We start from the raw sequence: 17,519 nt of genomic DNA, 5'->3' as shown, positions 1-17,519 counted from the left end.
CCGGCTTCCCTAGGTCAGCTGTTCCGGATCTTCGGCCGCGCGCATCCGCGAGATAGTGTCCTCGGTTGCATTCGGACCGGCCGCCGCGATCGCGATCTCCCGCGCCAAATTGGTGCATTCGGCCCACAGCAGGAAGAACACCAGCGGCGGCCGTTCGCGCGCTTCGAGCAGCTGCCGGCAGCGCTCGGCCGCGCCGTCGATCGCCCACCACTGCTGGGCGACCACCATGACCCTGCGGAAGCTCCGCAATGTGCCGGAGAACTTTTGCGGATCGGCGCCCACGAGGGCGCCGCAATGGTTCAGCCAGTTCAGGCCAGCGTAGATCGCGATCCCGTAGTCTTCGATCGCAGTGCCGGTGAAATCGACGACGGTCTTGTCGTGCGCGCGCTGGCGCAGGAAAGCATCGATCATCTCCGCCTGGCGGGCCGGATCGACCAGCAGCGAGATGTCCTGCCGCGGCACCATCGGGACATAGCGCATCGCTTCAAGCCGCGTGTGCTCCCAGATCGCACCGATGTCGCCGAGCAGATCGCCGGACTTGCGTTTGCAGGCCGGATAGACCAGCACGCCATTGTCGGCGAGATCGAGATAGCGCGGGACCACCTTGTCGAGCGCGGCGAGAAACGCCAATGGATCGGTAAGGCCGCGCAAGTCGCTGGCGGCGTCCTCCGCTTGTGCAGGCTTGTTGCCGCGTGTCCAGCCGAAGTTGGCCATCCCCGGACGCCCTGATCTCAACCCGGCCATCAGGTTAGTTGGAAAATGCGGCGAAGCAAATGCGGCATTTGCTGCTGCGCCGCCGTGCGTGCCCGCCGCTGCCGGTTGACGCGAGAGACCGCCGCGCCTAGCTGATGGTTAATGGCGCAACGCAGGTTGTTGCCGCTTTCGGGACCTATCGCCATGACCGCTTCTGATCGGCAATCGCATTGGCAGACCGTCTATCTGACCAAGGGAGAGCAGCAGGTGAGTTGGTCGCAGGCCGATCCGCAGCCATCGCTGCGTCTGATCGAATCGATCGCACCGGGCCGCGACGCGTCGATCATCGACATCGGCGGCGGGGCCTCGCGCCTCGTCGATGCGTTGCTTGCGGGCGGTTTCCACGATCTGACGGTGCTCGACCTCTCCGAAGCGGCGCTGGCGAGTGCGCGGGAACGGATCGGCACACCGGGCGATAGGGTGCGCTGGGTTGCTGATGATGCGACGGTCTGGCAGCCGCAGCGAGCCTTCGACATCTGGCACGATCGTGCGGCGTTTCACTTCCTGGTCGAGGAGCCAGACCGCGCGGCCTATCTCGACCGGCTGCATCGCGGCGTGAAGGCAGGTGGTCACGCCGTGATCGGCACCTTCGCGCTGGACGGCCCGGAGAAGTGCAGCGGCCTGCCGGTGCAGCGCTATGATCCCGCGACGCTCAGCAGGACCATTGGTCCGGCATTCGAGTTGATTGCAGACGAGCCGCATCGGCACGTCACGCCCTGGGGCGCGACGCAGTCGTTCCAGTTCAGTGTGCTGCGGCGCAAATGACCGGCCAGAAGGAGAGCTGAGATGACGGACGCGCCACGGACGATCGGCGAGATCGCCAGCTTTCACGCCCATGTCTATTACGACCCCGCGACCAGCCGGGGCGAGGCGGAACGGCTGCGCAACTGGATCGGCGAGCGCTTCCTGGTCACGCTCGGACGCTGGCACGACGTCAAGGTCGGCCCGCACGATCAGGCGATGTATCAGGTGGCGTTTGCGGCCGAGCTGTTTCCGACCCTCGTGCCGTGGCTGATGCTGAACCACGGCAGCCTGAGCATCCTGGTCCATCCCAACACCACCAATCCGCGCCGCGACCACCACGACGATCCGCTCTGGATCGGCACGCCGCTCGCCGTCCATGCCGACAAGCTGCCCGAAGAGGCCGAGATGGAGCAGGCGCCGGCGCCGAACACGTCGCCGACACTGCACCCGTGAGCGTCCTCCGGGTTGGCCGCAGGGCAATCGCATGTGACCCTTCGGCGGCTGTGGAAGTAACTCGGCCTCGTGGTTCGAGACGCGCCGCAAGCGGCGCTCCTCACCATGAGGGTCTACTATTGTGCCGCAAACAAGATCCTCATCCTGAGGAGCCCGCCGAAGGCAGGCGTCTCGAAGGATGGCCGCGAGGACGTTGCCCGACAGATTTCTTTCCATATGCAATTGCCCTGAGGTTATCCGGAATGGGTAAAGTTTGACGCAATTGTGCCGCAGCCGAGTCGTTTCAAACTCATCGCGTTTTGCAACGTGAGGTTAAGTCACGGTTCCTACGCTTACCCGATGAATTTGAGGGTTGGGCGCATTGGGCATGTTCTTTTCGTTTCGAAGCTGGGCACTGTGGCGGGTGGTTGGACCTCTGCTGGCCATCGTGCTGCTGCTGGGCGGCCTGTCTGCCGGCAGCCTGCAGGTGATGTCTGCGGTCAGGGCCTATGTGGCCGGCGAAAGCATGTGGTCGAAGGGACAGAAGGATGCCATTCACGACCTGCAGACCTATGTCAGCACCGGCGCGCCGCTCTATCTGCAGAAGTTCGATGCCGCGATCGCGGTGCCGCTGGCCGATCGTACGGCGCGGCGCGCCCTGGAATCGCCCGGCAACAATGACGCCGTGGCGAGGGCCGGCTTCGCCAGGGCAGGCAATCATGATGACGACATCGGCGGCCTGATCTGGCTGTTCAAATATTTCCGCAAGATGCACCACGTGGCCGGCGCGGTGACGGCATGGCGCAATTCGGATGCGCTGCTCGATCAGCTGATTGAAATCCGGAACGAGGCTGCGAACGACGTCGCGCTGCACGATCCGTCGGCTGCGACCATCAGGCACTGGGCCGAGCGGATCGGTGTGGTGGACGCCGCGCTGAGCACGCTTGCGGTCGATTTCTCCGATCATCTGGGCAAGGCGTCGCGCCAGGTCTCCGCGCTGCTGCTGCTGGTCAACCTCGTGATCGCGGCCTGCCTTGCCGGCATCGTGCTGGTCCACACGCGGCGGATGCTGTGGCGGCGCTGGCTTGCCGAGACCGCACTCGCGGTCGAGAAGGAACGCGCCCAGCTCACGCTGGCGTCGATCGGCGACGCCGTCATCGTGATGACGCAGGACGATCGGGTCGACTACATGAATACCGCCGCGCAGCGGCTCATCGCGGCAGGGCAGGAGGTGACGGGACGGCCGCTGGCGTCGCTGTTCAACATTGCCGAGCAGCCGGTGCGCGGATCGTTCGACGCCGACGACGAAAGCCGGCCGCAGCTATTGGTGCGGCCGGACCATTCCAGCGTGCCGGTCTCGGTGGTCGAGACCCCGATCGTGCATGCCGGAGAACCGGCGGGCCGCGTCATGATCATTCACGACATGACCGCCGAGCGGCGGCTGGTCGAGGAATTGGCGTGGGCTGCCTCGCATGACGCGCTCACCGGCCTTGCCAACCGGCGGCAGTTCGAGTTCGAACTGCACAAGGCGATGTCGGGCTCGCCGGCCATGGGCGCCGACCTGATGCTGATCGATCTCGATCAGTTCAAGATCGTCAACGACACCTGCGGCCACATGGCAGGCGACCGGTTGCTGAAGCAGGTGGCGAGGCTGCTGGCGGCCGAAGTCGGCGGCAGCGGCCTTGTCGCGCGTCTTGGCGGCGACGAGTTCGGCATTCTGCTGCATGAGGACGGCTCCGCGACGCACGACGTCGCGGCCGACGTCGCGGAGCGGATCAGGGCGGTGATCGAGCAGTCGAACTTCGTCTATGAGGGGTCGAGCTTCCGGATCAGCGCGAGCATCGGCCTGGTCGGGCTGGCCGACAGCGCCGGCGTGCAGGACGCGTTGCGGCTTGCCGACGTCGCCTGTTTCCTTGCCAAGGACAAGGGACGCAACCGCGTCCAGGAGCACCGCCCGTCCGACACCGGCATGGCCGTGCGTGTTGCCGAGATGAGCTGGGTCAATCGCATTCGCAAGGGACTCGATGAGGGGCGCTTCTGCCTCTACGAGCAGGAGATCCGCCCGGTGAACGGCGCGCTGAAAGGCAACGACCGGCGCGAGCTCTTGCTGCGCCTGCGCGACGAGAGCGGCGCGCTGGTGCCGCCCGGCAGTTTCCTGCCCGCCGCCGAACGCTACGGGCTGATGCCGCTGATCGACCGCTGGGTGGTTCGCCGCGCCTTCGAGATCATCGCCGAGCGCAAGCACCAGCCGCGCAAGATTGCCAGCTACGCCATCAACCTGTCCGGCGCCACCATCGGCGACAGCGACTTCGTCGACTTCGTCGCCGGGCTGTTCGCACAGCTCGACGTTTCGCCGGCATCGGTGTGTTTCGAGATCACCGAGACCAGCGCAATCTCGAACCTCGACGAGGCGCAGAAGTTCATCGCGCGGCTGCGCGAGATCGGCTGCGGCTTCTCGCTCGACGATTTCGGCACCGGCATGTCCTCGATCGCCTATCTGAAGCACCTGCCGGTCGACATCATCAAGATCGACGGTTCGTTCGTGAAGGAGATCTCGAACAGCAAGGTCGATCGGGCGATGGTCGAGATGATCACCAAGACCGCGAAGATCATGCAGAAGCAGGTGGTCGCGGAATTCGTCGAGAACCTTGCGATCCTGGACGAGCTGCGCCAGATCGGGGTCGACTACGCCCAGGGTTACGCCATCGGAAAGCCGGTTCCGGTGCTCACCCTCTGGGAAGAAAAGATCGCTTGAGCCGTTGAAATCGTCCCGAATCGGGACCTTTTCGGTCAATTCAGACCGCCCAAGGCTGATTCTCTGGCACTTTCCATCCGAAAAACGTTTAAAAAACCTCTCGTTGTCGGCTTCGTCTCGATTATGCCTTACTCTAATTCCCTGATATGATGAGTGATCGGTGAATCCCGGTGGGCCGGGTAACAGGCCCCAGAGCACCGAACTTGGGGATTGATGGGTCAACGAACGACGAAACCTGCCCGGCGTAAGTCGAGCCGCGGCATGTCTCTGGTGGGCAGCACGGCGTTTGCCGTGAGCGCGCTTGCCCTGTCGTCTGGCCTTGCCGCCTGGATGGTCGGCATCGACCCCACCGCATGGCTTCACGGTCCGGCGCTCGCCAACACCACCGCCTCGCTGAACTTCGACGATCGCTTCGGCTCTCGCTCCACGATCAATTCGGCCTCACTCTATTATCCACTGCGTCGCGGGTTCCGTTCGAGCCGCGGCGATTTCAATTCCGAGTTCGGCCAGATCGAGGACGCGCTGGCCGGCCAGCTGCGCGACACGCAGACCGAACTGCCGACCAGCCAGTCGGCGACGGCGTCCGTCGCTGCCACGACCACGGCGACGACGTCCACCGTGCCGATGCCGCGGTCGCGGCCGGCGGAGGCCAATCTGCTTGCACGTAACGATCAGCCGCCGCCGCCACAGCCGCCGGTGCAGCAGGGCGACAACCGGACGTTCCTGCAGAAGGTTGCCGACATGATGCCGGGCAAGCTGCAGCTGGCCTCGCTCGATCCGAATGATGGATTGTTGTCCGGTCCGAGCCCAGATCTCGGCAAGCTCGGTTATGACAGCACCACGGCCGTCTACGACATCACCGGCCGCATCGTGTACATGCCCGACGGTACCAAGTTCGAGGCGCATTCAGGCCTCGGCAATCTGCTCGACGATCCCGCGCATGTGAATGCCCGCAACGCCGGTGCGACGCCGCCCGGCATCTATGAGATGAAGCCGCGCGAGAAGTTGTTCCACGGCGTGCCCGCGCTGCGCATGACCCCGGTCGATGGCAGCGACACCTTCGGGCGCGTTGGCCTCTTGGTCCACAGCTACATGCTCGGGCCGAACGGCGACTCCAACGGCTGCATCTCGGTCAAGCACTACGACAAGTTCCTGCAGGCCTACCGCAGCGGCACGGTCAAGCGCATCGCCGTCGTCATCAACATCAAGGATGTCCAGTCGGCCTCGACCCGCGCGGCGTCGAACTCGTAAGCCGACCGCCGGCGCCTCCGGCAAATTGCGCAGGCTCTTGAAGAGTCCAGCCTTCGATCCGCTGACCGCCTCCAGCGCGGCCTAGCCGCTTCTCCCATCGTCTCGGAAAATCGCGCCACGTCGTCGCCAGTTCTCCCTAGGGGCGGCGCCGGCTTGATTGTCTCCGTCGATACGATGCAGTTTTGTATACTGAAAATCGGACATTGATACCTCGATACCTCATAATTGCCTATTTTTCGGATATGATGTATACATAACGTATCCATAGACGCTCAGAGGCGGACCAGTGCCAAAACCCTTTCCAATGAACGCGTGGTACGCGGCCGGCTGGGATGCCGAGATCAAGCACGCGCTGTTGCCGCGGACGATCTGCGGCAAGCATGTCGTGATGTACCGGAAGGGCGACGGCGAGGTGGTGGCGCTGGAGGATGCCTGCTGGCATCGCCTCGTGCCGCTCTCCAAGGGCCGGCTCGACGGCGATGCCGTGGTCTGCGGCTATCACGGCCTGAAATACAATGCGCAGGGCCGCTGCACCTTCATGCCCTCGCAGGAGACGATCAATCCATCGGCCTGCGTGCGCGCCTATCCCGTCGTCGAGCGCCACCGCTTCATATGGCTCTGGATGGGCGATCCCGCGCTAGCCGATCCCGCGCTGGTGCCCGAGATGCACTGGAACCACGATCCGGCCTGGGCTGGCGACGGCAAGACCATTCACGTCAAATGCGACTATCGCCTCGTCGTCGACAATCTGATGGACCTGACGCACGAGACCTTCGTGCACGGCTCGAGCATCGGCAATGATGCGGTCGCCGAGGCGCCGTTCGACGTCACCCACGGCGAGAAGACGGTCACCGTGACGCGCTGGATGAAGGGCATCGAGGCGCCGCCGTTCTGGGCCAAGCAGCTGCAGAAGCCGGGCCCGGTCGATCGCTGGCAGATCATCCGCTTCGAAGCGCCGTGCACCGTCAACATCGACGTCGGCGTCGCGCCGGCTGGTTCGGGCGCGCCGGAGGGCGATCGTTCGCAGGGCGTCAACGGCTATGTGCTGAACACGATCACGCCCGAGACCGAGAAGACCTGCCATTATTTCTGGGCCTTCGTCCGCAATCACCGCATCACCGAGCAGCGGCTGACCTCGGAAATCCGCGACGGCGTCGCCGGCATCTTCCATGAGGACGAGATCATCCTGGAAGCGCAGCAGCGCGCGATGGACGAGAATCCGGACCGGGTGTTCTACAATCTCAACATCGACGCCGGCGCAATGTGGGCGCGTCGCGTCATTGACCGCATGGTGGCGAAGGAAAATCCGCCGCCGCAGCTGCAGGCTGCCGAGTAGGCAAGGGGCGAGCCATGGCGGAACGCGAAATCGATCGTTCAGTGTCGCAGACCGTGCGGGCGCAGCTTGCGCTGCGTGACCTCGTTCTCTCCGGCGGCCTGCGGCCCGGCGAGCGCATCTCGGAACTGCAGGCGGTCGAGTTCACCGGGGTATCGCGCACGCCGGTGCGGATGGCGCTGGTCCGGCTGGAAGAGGAAGGCCTCCTGGAGGCGATCCCTTCCGGCGGCTTCATGGTCAAGGCGTTTTCCGAGCGCGACATTCTCGATTCGATCGAGCTGCGCGGCACGCTGGAGGGCCTGGCCGCGCGCTTCGCCGCCGAGCGCGGCGTCTCGTCGCGCGATCTCGAACCGCTGAAGGAATGCCTCAACGAGATCGACGGCCTGGTGCGGCAGGATCCGATTTCGGTCGAAGCCTTTTCGTCCTATGTCGCGCTCAACGCGCGCTTCCACGCGTTGCTCACCGAGCTGTCGCGCAGCCCGCCGCTGATCCGGCAGATCGACCGCGCCTCGGCGCTGCCATTCGCCTCGCCGAGCGGCTTCGTGATGGCGCAATCGGCCTTGCCCGAGGCGCGCCAGATCCTGCTGATCGCGCAGGATCACCATCGCATTGTGGTCGACGCGATCGAGAACCGCGAGGGCGCGCGCGCCGAGGCGATCATGCGCGAGCATGCCCGGCTTGCGGCACGCAATCTGCGGCTGGCGCTGCGCAACCGCAGCCATCTCGATCTGCTGCCGGCGCTGGCATTGATCAATTCGGCAGCCGGCTGAGCGGAGAACGCCATGCGATTCATCGAGACCTGGACATCCGCTACGCTGCTCGCCGTGCGCGACCTCACGCCCGGCATCCGTGAATTCCTGCTGCGGCCGGATAACTTTGCGGGTGCGCCCTATCCGATCGGCAGCCATATCGACGTCGGCGTCACCATCGAAGGCCAGCCGCAGACCCGCTCCTATTCGCTGGTCGGCGAAGCCGATCCGCAGGGTTACCGGATCGCAGTTCGGCGCGCAGCGGATTCCCGCGGCGGCTCGCGCTACATGTGGTCGCTCGCGCCGGGGGCGCGGCTCAACATCACGCTGCCGACCTCGCTGGTGCAGCTCGACTGGACGCGGCGGCAGTATTGCCTGATCGCGGGCGGCATCGGCATCACGCCGATCGTCGGTGCGGCGCAGGCGCTCGCCCGCCACGACGCCGCCGTGACGCTGCACTATGCCGTGCGCACGCGCGGCGATGCGGTCTATCTCGACGCGCTTGAGCGTGCGCTCGGCGACCGCCTCACCGTTCATGCCGGCGACGAGGGCGGGCGGCTCGACCTCGACGGCGTCTTCGAGGGGTTGCCGCAGCACACGATGACGTTGTTCTGCGGCCCTATGCGGATGCTGGACGCGGCGCGGCGCGCCTGGGAGGCATCCGGCCGCCCACTCTCCGATTTGCGCTACGAGACCTTCGGATCGAGCGGGCTGCTGCCGACCGAGCCGTTCCGCGTGCGGCTCAGGGGCCAAGGCACCGAACTGGGGACCGAGTTCGTCATCCCGCGCGACCGGTCGATGCTGGACGTGCTCAACGAAGCCGGCCATGAGGTGATGAGCGACTGTCGGCGCGGCGAATGCGGCGTCTGCGCGCTCGACGTGGTCGATGTCGACGGCGAAATCGACCATCGCGACGTCTTCTTCAGTGATCACCAGAAGCAGGAGAGTCGCAAGATCTGCGCCTGCGTCTCGCGTGCCCGCGGCACCATCACGGTCGACACCCTGCATCGGTCGGACGCGCTCTGACCCAACCGAGCGGCGCTCGGGCGGCGTTCGATCAGGGCTACGCCGCGTGCACCGAGTGCTGCGGATTGTGATCGAGCAGTGCGGAAATCTCGCTGCCTGACATCGGCCGCCCGATCAGATAGCCCTGGACCTCGTCGCAGCTGGTCTGGCGCAGATATTCGAGCTGATCCGCGGTCTCGACGCCTTCGGCCACCACGCCGATCCGCAGCTCCTGCGCGAGGCCGATCACCGATTTGACGATCGCGGCGCAATCCGGCTGGGTCAGCATGTCCCGGATGAAGGATTGATCGATCTTGATGCGGCTGAACGGCAGCTTGCGCAGATAGGTCAGCGACGAGAAGCCGGTGCCGAAATCGTCGAGCGCAACCGTCAGGCCGAGTTCGAGCAGCGCGTGCAGGATCGCGGGTGCCGATCCATATTTCGAGATCAGCATCGACTCGGTGATCTCGATCTCGAGACGGTTCGGCGCGACGTTCGCCTCGGCCAGCGCGTCGACGATCGTCTGCAGGATGCCGACGTTCTGGAACTGGACCGCGGAGAAATTGACCGCGATCCGGATGTCGTCCGGCCAGCGCGACAGCATCGCGCAGGCGCGGCGGATCACCCACTCGCCGAGTTGGTGGATCAGTCCGCTTTCCTCGGCGATCGGGATGAAGACGGTCGGCGGGATCAGGCCGCGCGTCGGATGCTGCCAGCGCAGCAGTGCCTCGAAGCCGGTGACGCGGCCTTTGCGGATGTCGAGGAACGGCTGGTAGACGAGAAACAGCTCGTCCGCCTCGATGGCATGCTCGAGATCCCGCTGCAGCGCGCGGCGGTCGCGCGCCGACCGGTCGTCGCTGGCCTCGAAGAAGCAGATGGTGCCGGGAGCGGATTTCTTCGCCCGGTAAAGCGCGATGTCGACATGCTTGAGCAGGTCGTGGGACGTGCTGCCGTCCCGCGGCGCCAGCACGATGCCGATGCTGATCGTGCGGTTGACCTCCAGCCCGTCGATCGGGAACGGCTCGGCAAAGGCCGCGACGAACCGTTCGGCGATCGCCAGCGCATCCTCGGGCCGCGTCAGATTCGACATGATCAGGGCGAACTCGTCGCCGCCGATCCGTGCGACATGTTCGGCCGCGCGGGTGCAGCGCTGCAACCGGGCCGCCACCTGCACCAGGAACTCGTCGCCTGCCGGATGGCCGAACCTGTCGTTGACCTCCTTGAAGCGGTCGAGATCGAGCAGCAGCACCGCGAATTCCTCACCCGACCGCGCCAGCCGGTTCAGTGCGCCGTTGAGCGCCTCATTGAAGGCGACGCGGTTCGGCAGATGCGTCAGCGGATCCTGCCGCACCGTCCGTTCGGCCTCGTGCTGGGCGATAATCCGCCGCCTGAATTCGAACGCGTTGACGAACACGCCGCGCAGCAGCACCGAACCGTAGACCAGGACCAGCACCGCCATCAGGAGGTAGACGAAATCGCCGTCCCGGCCGAGGCAGATTGCGGTGCCGACGAAGATCGGCGCGGTGAAAGCAATCGCGGCGATCGGGATGGTGGAGAACGCGAAGGCGCCGCCGGCCAGCATTCCCGCGCACAGGCAGGTGATGACGAGCTGGGCGCCGCTCGATGCGTTGGCGAAGAAGGCGACCGGGACGACGCCCCAGGCCGTCCCGAGCGCCAGCGCATTGCGCACCAGCCGGTACATGGTTCGGCGCGACACGAATTGCGGCTTGGCGATGCGGCGCGCTGCCCGCGCCTGCAAGCCGAAGAACAGCGCCGCGCTGCCGACCGCGGCCGCCCACACCAGCGCAAAGGCCCAGTCCGGCGATTGCCACAGCGCAATCGCGAGCACCAGCGCGTTGCAGGCGTTGGCCAGCATGATGCCGAAGGAGTAGCCGAGCACGAGCGAGACCTGTTCGGCGCGGATGTGGCCGGCAAGCGCCTCATCCGCCGGCGGTGCACCGAAGGCCGCGAGGTCGCCCGCGAACAGGGTCGCGAAATATGATCTCAGATGGGTACGCATCACTACGTTGCCTGCCCGGATTGGCCATGGCGCAGTGGCGAAGAATTCTCTGCAAACCTTTGACAAACTATGAACTATTGGAACGGACCGTGCCGCGGCGGGCCCCTCCTTCGGTTCCACCGGTGGGCATTGCTAACAAATCGATACAAATACGTGATGCGAGGTCACGGAGCGGCAAAGCTTGCCCGACGCTGCGCTGCTTGATCCCCCGCGGGTTTTTCGCAATGAGTCGGGTTCCCGCGAACGGCAAGAACCAGAAGGTGCGCATGAGCCTCCCGATCACGAACCACGATCCCGGGTTCCGGATTACGCGGGCCAGCCATGTCGTCCTGACCGTTCGTGATCTCGCGGCGAGCCGGCAGTTCTACGAAAAGGTGATCGGGCTGATCCTGACCGCGGAGGAGGGTGGCGCGCTCTATTTCCGCGGCGTCGAGGAGGCCTGTCATCACAGCCTTGTGTTGCGCAAAGGGGAGGGCGCCGCCTGTGCGCGGCTCGGCCTGCGGGTCTTCCAGGACGAGGACCTCGACCGGCTCAAGGCCTTTTTCGAAGCCCATGGCTGCCGGGCCGCCTGGGCCGAGGTGCCGCATCAGGGCCGCACCCTGCATGCGACCGATCCGGCCGGCACGCCGCTGGAGTTCTGCGCGACCATGCCGGTCGAGCCGCGCATGATCACCAAGTTCACCCGCCATGCCGGCGGCTCGGCGTTGCGGCTCGATCACTACCAGGTCCTGACGCCCGAAGTGCGCAAGGCGTGCGAGTTCTACACCGCGGCAGGCTTTCGGCTCAGCGAGTATATCGCGCCGGCTGATACCTTCGATCTGCGCGGCGCCTTCCTGCAGCGCAAAGGCAATCCGCACGACATCGTGTTCTTCAACGGCGCCGGACCGCGGCTGCATCATTTCGCGTTTCTCGCGCCCGAGGTCCATCATCTACTCAACGCCTGCGATATCGCCGGCGAGCTCGGTTATGGCGCGTCCGTCGAACGCGGCCCCGGGCGCCATGGGCCGGGACACGCGATGTATGTCTACATGCGCGATCCCGACGGGCATCGCGTCGAGCTGTTCAACACGCACTACCAGATCATGGACATCGAGAACGAGCCGGTCGCCTGGGATCCGTCCGACCACAAGATCTCGTTTCCATGGGGACTGCCGGCGCGGCAGGCCTGGTTCGATGAGGCGACGCCGTTCGAAGGTGGCGCGATCCGCGAGCCGCAAATGAAGCCGAAGCCGCTGACGCTCGAGAGCTACCTCGCGAAGTAGCATGTCATTGTCAGCCGACAATCCCATCCATGACGTGGCCATCGTCGGCCTCGGGCCGGTCGGTGCCATCTTCGCCAATCTGCTCGCGAAATCCGGCTTGAGGGTCGCAGTCGTCGAACGCGTTGCCGACATCTACGACAAGCCGCGCGCAATCACGCTCGATCATGAAGCGCTGCGCGTGCTGCAGGCGGTCGGGCTCGGCGATTTCATGGAGCAGGCGATCGCCCCGCATAACGGCTCGCACTATCTCGGCGTCGACGGCGAGATCATCAAGATCTTCGACCCGATGCCGCCGCCGTTTCCGCTCGGCTGGATTCCGAACGTGACCTTCGTGCAGCCGGACGTCGAGCAGGCGCTGCGCGACAAGCTCGCAGGCTATCCGCATGCCGATATTTTCCTTGCGGCCACGGGCGTGGCGCTGCAGCAGGACGACGGCGCGGTGATGCTGACCGCGCGCCGCGAGTCCGGCGAGGAGCTCCTGATCCGCGCGCGCTATCTGGTCGGCTGCGACGGCGCCAACAGCTTCGTCCGCAAGCAGCTCGGCATCGGCCTCGACGACCTCGCCTTCGATGAATGGTGGATGGTGGTCGACACGCTGACCAGCGATCCCGCCAGGCGGCCGGCCAAGAGCTTTCAGTATTGCCGGCCGTCGCGTCCCGGCACCTTCGTGCCGGGCCCGCGCAATTTGCGGCGCTGGGAGATCAAGTTGCTGCCCGGCGAGGACCCCGAGGCGGCCGGCGCACCCGACAACGTCGTGAAGCTGCTCAAGGGTTTCACCGACATCTCCGACCTCACGATCTGGCGCTCGGCGGTCTATCGCTTTCACGCGCTGCTCGGGCAGCGCTGGCGCGACCGCCGCGTGCTGCTGATGGGCGATGCCGTGCACCAGACGCCGCCGTTCCTCGGGCAAGGGCTGTGCGCGGGTATCCGCGATGCGGTGAACCTGGCCTGGAAGCTCCGCCTTGTGCTGCGCGGCGATGCGGGCGATGCGCTGCTCGACAGTTACGAGATCGAGCGCAAGCCGCATGTCCGCGCCGTCGTCGCCAGCGCCAAGGAGTTCGGCAAGATCATCGGCGAGCTCGATCCGGTGGCCGCCGTCGAACGTGACCTGCGGCTGCGCGCCGACCTGAAGGCCGGCAAGGCCGAAACCATCAGGCAGAAATTCATCCCCGATCTCGTCTCCGGCCTGATCGCGCGCGATGCTGCGCTTGCCGGGCGGCTGTTCGTGCAGCCGCATGTGCGCGCGCCGGATGGGCGGACGTGCCGGCTCGACGATCTGCTGAAGTTGGAGTTCGCGATCGTGACGACGGCGGCGGAGCCGATGGCGTGGCTGTCGGAGGCGTCCTCGAGCGCCTGGCAGCGTCTGTCAGGCGAGCGCGTCGTCATCGCCACATCGGGCGAAAGTGCCGATCGAGGCGGTATCGTGAGCGTGGTGGAGCGCGACGGGCTGTTCGCCGAATGGATGCGGCAACATGGCGCCGCGGCGGTGATCGTGCGGCCCGACCGCTACGTGTTCGGCGCCGCAGGGAACGCCGATGAGCTCAATATGCTTGTCGGGCAACTGCTCCAGAACCTGAGCGCAGGGCGCTAGTCTTTTCAAGCCGCCGCTTTGTCTGTACCACCGGAAGAAAGAAATTCCGGGGGAAACCAGTGAACAACAGCAATGATGCGGCGGAGTATGATTACATCATCGTCGGCGCCGGCTCGGCCGGCTGCGTGCTCGCCAACCGCCTGAGCGCTGACGACAAGCACTCGGTGCTGCTGCTCGAGGCCGGACCGAAGGACAGCAACATCTGGATCCATGTCCCGCTCGGCTACGGCAAGCTGTTCAAGGAAAAATCCGTCAACTGGATGTATCAGACCGAGCCGGAGCCCGGCCTCAACGGCCGGCAGGTGTTCCAGCCGCGCGGCAAGGTGCTCGGCGGCTCCAGTTCGATCAACGGCCTGCTCTATGTGCGCGGCCAGCACGAGGACTACGACCGCTGGCGACAGCGCGGCAATGCCGGCTGGGGCTATGACGATGTCTTGCCCTATTTCAGAAAGGCGGAGGATCAGCAGCGTGGCTCCAACACATATCACGGGGCCGGCGGTCCGCTACCGGTGTCGGATTGGCGGCATCACGATCCGCTGTCGGAGGCCTTCGTGCATGCCGCAGCCGAGGTCGGCATTCCCACCAATCCGGATTTCAACGGCGCGACCCAGGAGGGCGCGGGCTTCTTCCAGACCACGACGCGGCGCGGCCGGCGCGCGTCGACGGCGCGGTCCTATCTGCGGCCGGCACTGACGCGCGGCAATCTTCATGTCGAGACCTCGGCGCTGGCGCAGCGCATCCTGTTCGACGGCAAGCGCGCGAGCGGCGTCGCCTACAAGCAGGACGGGCAATTGCGCAAGGCCAAGGCGCGCAAGGAGGTGCTGGTATCGAGCGGTGCGTACAACTCGCCGCAATTGTTGCAGCTCTCCGGCGTCGGCCCCGCCGATCTGTTGAAGCAGCACGGCATCGACATCGTGCTCGATGCGCCCGGCGTCGGCAACGATCTGCAGGATCACATGCAGGTCCGCATCGTCACGCGCTGCGCGCAGACCGTCACGCTGAACGACGTCATCAATCATCCCGTACGCCGCATCATGGCGGGCCTGCGCTATGCGGCGCTGCGCAAGGGGCCGCTGACGATCGCCGCCGGCACCTCCGGCGCGTTCTTCAAGACCAGCCCGCGGCTGGCGTCGCCCGACATCCAGATCCACTTCCTGCCGTTCTCGACCGACAAGATGGGCGAGAAGCTGCATCCGTTCTCGGGCTTCACAGCCTCGGTCTGCCAGCTGCGTCCGGAGAGCCGCGGTTCGCTGAAGATCAGGAGCGCCGACCCGGGCGTGCCGCCGGAAATCCGCATCAACTATCTGGCGACCGAGACCGATCGCCGCGCCTTCATCGACGGCATCCGCATCCTGCGCAAGATCCTGGCCGCGCCGGCGCTGAAATCCTATTCAGTGGGCGAGGTCGATCCCGGCGCCAAGGTGGTCAGCGACGACGACCTGCTCGATTTCTGCCGGCGCACCGGCAGCACGGTCTATCATCCGACCTCGACCTGCCGGATGGGCAACGATCCGCTCGCGGTGGTCGACCAGCGGCTCAAGGTGCGCGGCATCGAAGGTCTGCGCGTGGTCGATGCGTCCGTCATGCCGGACCTGATGTCGGGCAATACCAATGCGCCGACGATCATGATCGCGGAAAAGGCGTCGGACATGATTTTGGAGGATGCGCGGTAGCCCGCCGTTGTTCAGTCCGTCACCCTGAGGAGCGCGTAGCGCGTCTCGAAGGGTCGACGGCCCCGATGTTTCGGCGCGCGGCCCTCTTCACTCGTGGCGAGACCCGGGCCGTCGACCCTTCGAGACGACCGCTGCGCGGTCTCCTCAGGGTGACGGTGATACGTCCGTAACTCGGGCTACCTCAGCCCTTATACGCGCGCACCCGCGCGACCATCTGCTCGACATGGGCGATCGGCGTTTCGGGGAGGATGCCGTGGCCCAGGTTGAAGATCAGCCGCCCCTTGCCAAGGTTCTCCAGCACATCGTCCACCGCGCGGTCGAGCGCGGTGCCGCCGGCAATCAGGGCCAGCGGATCGAGATTGCCCTGCACCGCGACGCGGTTCTGCACGCGCTCGCGGATCATTGACGGCTCGGTGGCCCAATCGATCGAGACCGCATCGACGCCGGTTTGCTCGACATAGGCCGGCAGCATGCCTGCCGCGCCGCGCGGGAAGCCGATGATCCTGGCATCGGGGACCTGCTTGCGCACGCCGGCCACGATGCGCCGGGTCGGCTCGATCGACCAGCGGGCGAACTCGCGCGGCGGCAGCACGCCGGCCCAGGTGTCGAAGATCTGCAGGCAGTCGGCGCCGGCCTTCAACTGGCCGACCAGATAATGGATCGAGTTCTCGACCAGCACGTCGATGATCTTGGCGAAGGCGTCCGGATGGCGGTAGGCGAGCATCCGCGCCGGTGCCTGGTCCGGCGTGCCCTGTCCGGCCACCATGTAGGTCGCGACCGTCCACGGCGCGCCGCAGAAGCCGATCAGCGCGATCTCGGGGGCGAGTTCGCGACGGACGCGGCGCAATGCTTCAAAAACCGGCTCGAGCTGGTCGAAATTGGCGTGGGTCGAGAGCGTCGCGATCTCGCCGGGCGTTGCCAGCGGATCGAGCCGCGGCCCTTCGCCGGCCTCGAAGCGCACCGAGCGGCCGAGCGCGTAGGGGATCACCAGGATGTCGGAGAAGATGATCGCGGCGTCGAAGTTGAACCGGCGGATCGGCTGCAGCGTGATCTCGGCGGCGAATTCGGGCGTGAAGCAGAGATCGAGGAAGCCGCCGGCCTTGGCGCGCAGCTCGCGATATTCCGGCAGATAGCGGCCGGCCTGGCGCATCATCCAGAGCGGCGGCACGGCCTGCCGGTGGCCCGACAGCACGTCGATGAGCGGCTTCTTGGTGGGATCCTGGGGCACGCGGATGGTTCCTGATCACGATCAAAATTTGCGCCCCTGATACACGCTGCAGCGCAATGGGCCAAGGCGGTTCTGGAACCCCTCTTTGCGTGGCCGCGTTGTCCCCGGAATGGAGGGACGACATGGCCGACAAATTCGATCCTGCCCCGCACGACAAGCATGCCGAGAAGCCGCATGAAGCGCAGGCCGCCGACCGCAAGGCTCGCTCCCGGCTGAAGGAGGGGCTCGAGGATACCTTCCCGGCCTCCGATCCGGTCAGCGCCACGCAGCCCGCGCCGTCGAAGCACGACGGCAATCGGGACAATTAGCCAGTATATCCCAGCGGCTGCTAACCACAATGCCAACTGAGTTCAACATGCGGCGACCTATTCGCCGCGGAGCGGTGGCTCGGAGCGACCGAGCCCGTCCGCGTAGCCTGATTGCCGGGATAACTAGACGGGGCCGCTTGCGGGGCGCTGCATCCTGTCAGATTCGAAGGTCACGCCGAGCCGCCGCTCCAGGCGCCAGGCCACGATGCAGTGCCGCCGGATCGGTTCGCTCTCGATCTCGAGGTCGAATGCGAACGGGATTGTGACGTCGCTTTCCACGGCGAGCCCCGCGCCGCCGGTCGAGATGTTGAGCACAAGACATCCGACACTGGTGTTGCGGAAGAAGATCGTCCCGCGCTTCAACAGGATCGTTCGTTGGCTGTCGGTCTTGTATCTTATTGTTGTGCTCACGGCA

At 65.6% G+C, this 17,519-nt stretch carries 15 protein-coding genes; 11 read left to right on the top strand and 4 right to left on the bottom strand.

Annotation, left to right across the window (positions count from 1 at the left end; translation table 11 throughout):
- Positions 1 to 9: 9 nt before the first annotated feature.
- Positions 10 to 714 carry a hypothetical protein gene (locus tag XI02_RS35440; RefSeq protein ID WP_016846187.1) on the bottom strand — a complete coding sequence of 235 codons (705 nt, stop codon included), beginning with the start codon at positions 712 to 714 and terminating at the stop codon, positions 10 to 12.
- A gap of 183 nt (positions 715 to 897) precedes the next feature.
- Between XI02_RS35440 and XI02_RS35435 the strand changes: the two genes are divergently transcribed.
- From XI02_RS35435 to XI02_RS35405, 7 genes are all read left to right on the top strand, one after another.
- Positions 898 to 1,518, top strand: a complete 621-nt coding sequence (locus XI02_RS35435; RefSeq protein ID WP_069277123.1) for a trans-aconitate 2-methyltransferase — start codon at positions 898 to 900, stop codon at positions 1,516 to 1,518.
- A gap of 21 nt (positions 1,519 to 1,539) precedes the next feature.
- The gene (locus tag XI02_RS35430; RefSeq protein ID WP_172647063.1) at positions 1,540 to 1,950 is read left to right on the top strand and encodes a DOPA 4,5-dioxygenase family protein; all 411 of its coding nucleotides are present in this window, start codon (positions 1,540 to 1,542) and stop codon (positions 1,948 to 1,950) included.
- Between the two features lie 367 nt (positions 1,951 to 2,317).
- On the top strand, positions 2,318 to 4,684 hold the full coding sequence (locus tag XI02_RS35425) for a bifunctional diguanylate cyclase/phosphodiesterase (RefSeq protein WP_172647064.1): 2,367 nt from the start codon (positions 2,318 to 2,320) through the stop codon (positions 4,682 to 4,684).
- 261 nt (positions 4,685 to 4,945) lie between these two features.
- Positions 4,946 to 5,935: a DUF2778 domain-containing protein gene (locus tag XI02_RS35420; RefSeq protein WP_172647065.1), complete on the top strand. Its 990-nt coding sequence runs from the start codon at positions 4,946 to 4,948 to the stop codon at positions 5,933 to 5,935.
- A 304-nt stretch (positions 5,936 to 6,239) separates the two neighbouring features.
- Positions 6,240 to 7,271 (top strand): aromatic ring-hydroxylating dioxygenase subunit alpha, encoded by a 1,032-nt coding sequence (locus tag XI02_RS35415; RefSeq protein ID WP_245163943.1) that lies wholly within the window; start codon positions 6,240 to 6,242, stop codon positions 7,269 to 7,271.
- A gap of 14 nt (positions 7,272 to 7,285) precedes the next feature.
- Positions 7,286 to 8,038: a GntR family transcriptional regulator gene (locus tag XI02_RS35410; RefSeq protein ID WP_172647067.1), complete on the top strand. Its 753-nt coding sequence runs from the start codon at positions 7,286 to 7,288 to the stop codon at positions 8,036 to 8,038.
- Positions 8,039 to 8,050: 12 nt separating this feature from the next.
- Positions 8,051 to 9,043 (top strand): PDR/VanB family oxidoreductase, encoded by a 993-nt coding sequence (locus XI02_RS35405; RefSeq protein WP_172647068.1) that lies wholly within the window; start codon positions 8,051 to 8,053, stop codon positions 9,041 to 9,043.
- Between the two features lie 37 nt (positions 9,044 to 9,080).
- Here the strand turns inward: XI02_RS35405 and XI02_RS35400 are convergent, their stop codons facing one another.
- Positions 9,081 to 11,042, bottom strand: a complete 1,962-nt coding sequence (locus XI02_RS35400; RefSeq protein WP_069277128.1) for a bifunctional diguanylate cyclase/phosphodiesterase — start codon at positions 11,040 to 11,042, stop codon at positions 9,081 to 9,083.
- A gap of 224 nt (positions 11,043 to 11,266) precedes the next feature.
- On the opposite strand from XI02_RS35400, the gene XI02_RS35395 reads away from it, so the two are divergent.
- Genes XI02_RS35395 through XI02_RS35385 form a run of 3 tightly spaced genes read left to right on the top strand, consistent with a single transcriptional unit; the run spans position 11,267 to position 15,568 of the window.
- Complete coding sequence (locus tag XI02_RS35395; RefSeq protein WP_069277129.1) at positions 11,267 to 12,304, top strand: VOC family protein; 1,038 nt, start codon at positions 11,267 to 11,269, stop codon at positions 12,302 to 12,304.
- Between the two features lies 1 nt (position 12,305).
- Positions 12,306 to 13,895 carry a bifunctional 3-(3-hydroxy-phenyl)propionate/3-hydroxycinnamic acid hydroxylase gene (locus XI02_RS35390; RefSeq protein WP_172647069.1) on the top strand — a complete coding sequence of 530 codons (1,590 nt, stop codon included), beginning with the start codon at positions 12,306 to 12,308 and terminating at the stop codon, positions 13,893 to 13,895.
- Positions 13,896 to 13,954: 59 nt separating this feature from the next.
- Positions 13,955 to 15,568: a GMC family oxidoreductase gene (locus tag XI02_RS35385; protein WP_172647070.1), complete on the top strand. Its 1,614-nt coding sequence runs from the start codon at positions 13,955 to 13,957 to the stop codon at positions 15,566 to 15,568.
- Between the two features lie 181 nt (positions 15,569 to 15,749).
- Here the strand turns inward: XI02_RS35385 and hemE are convergent, their stop codons facing one another.
- Complete coding sequence (gene hemE, locus XI02_RS35380) at positions 15,750 to 16,796, bottom strand: uroporphyrinogen decarboxylase (protein ID WP_172647071.1); 1,047 nt, start codon at positions 16,794 to 16,796, stop codon at positions 15,750 to 15,752.
- A gap of 122 nt (positions 16,797 to 16,918) precedes the next feature.
- Here hemE and XI02_RS35375 point away from each other — a divergent pair, with 122 nt between their 5' ends.
- A complete protein-coding gene (locus XI02_RS35375) occupies positions 16,919 to 17,104 on the top strand; it encodes a hypothetical protein (protein ID WP_016846201.1) in 186 nt (61 codons plus the stop codon).
- A gap of 123 nt (positions 17,105 to 17,227) precedes the next feature.
- On the opposite strand, the gene XI02_RS35370 is transcribed toward XI02_RS35375, so the two are convergent.
- On the bottom strand, positions 17,228 to 17,515 hold the full coding sequence (locus XI02_RS35370; protein ID WP_244981037.1) for a PilZ domain-containing protein: 288 nt from the start codon (positions 17,513 to 17,515) through the stop codon (positions 17,228 to 17,230).
- Positions 17,516 to 17,519 lie beyond the last annotated feature (4 nt).

The organism is Bradyrhizobium sp. CCBAU 21365 (assembly GCF_015291305.1).
GTDB lineage: Bacteria > Pseudomonadota > Alphaproteobacteria > Rhizobiales > Xanthobacteraceae > Bradyrhizobium > Bradyrhizobium elkanii.
This window is presented reverse-complemented; position numbering and strand designations above follow the sequence as displayed.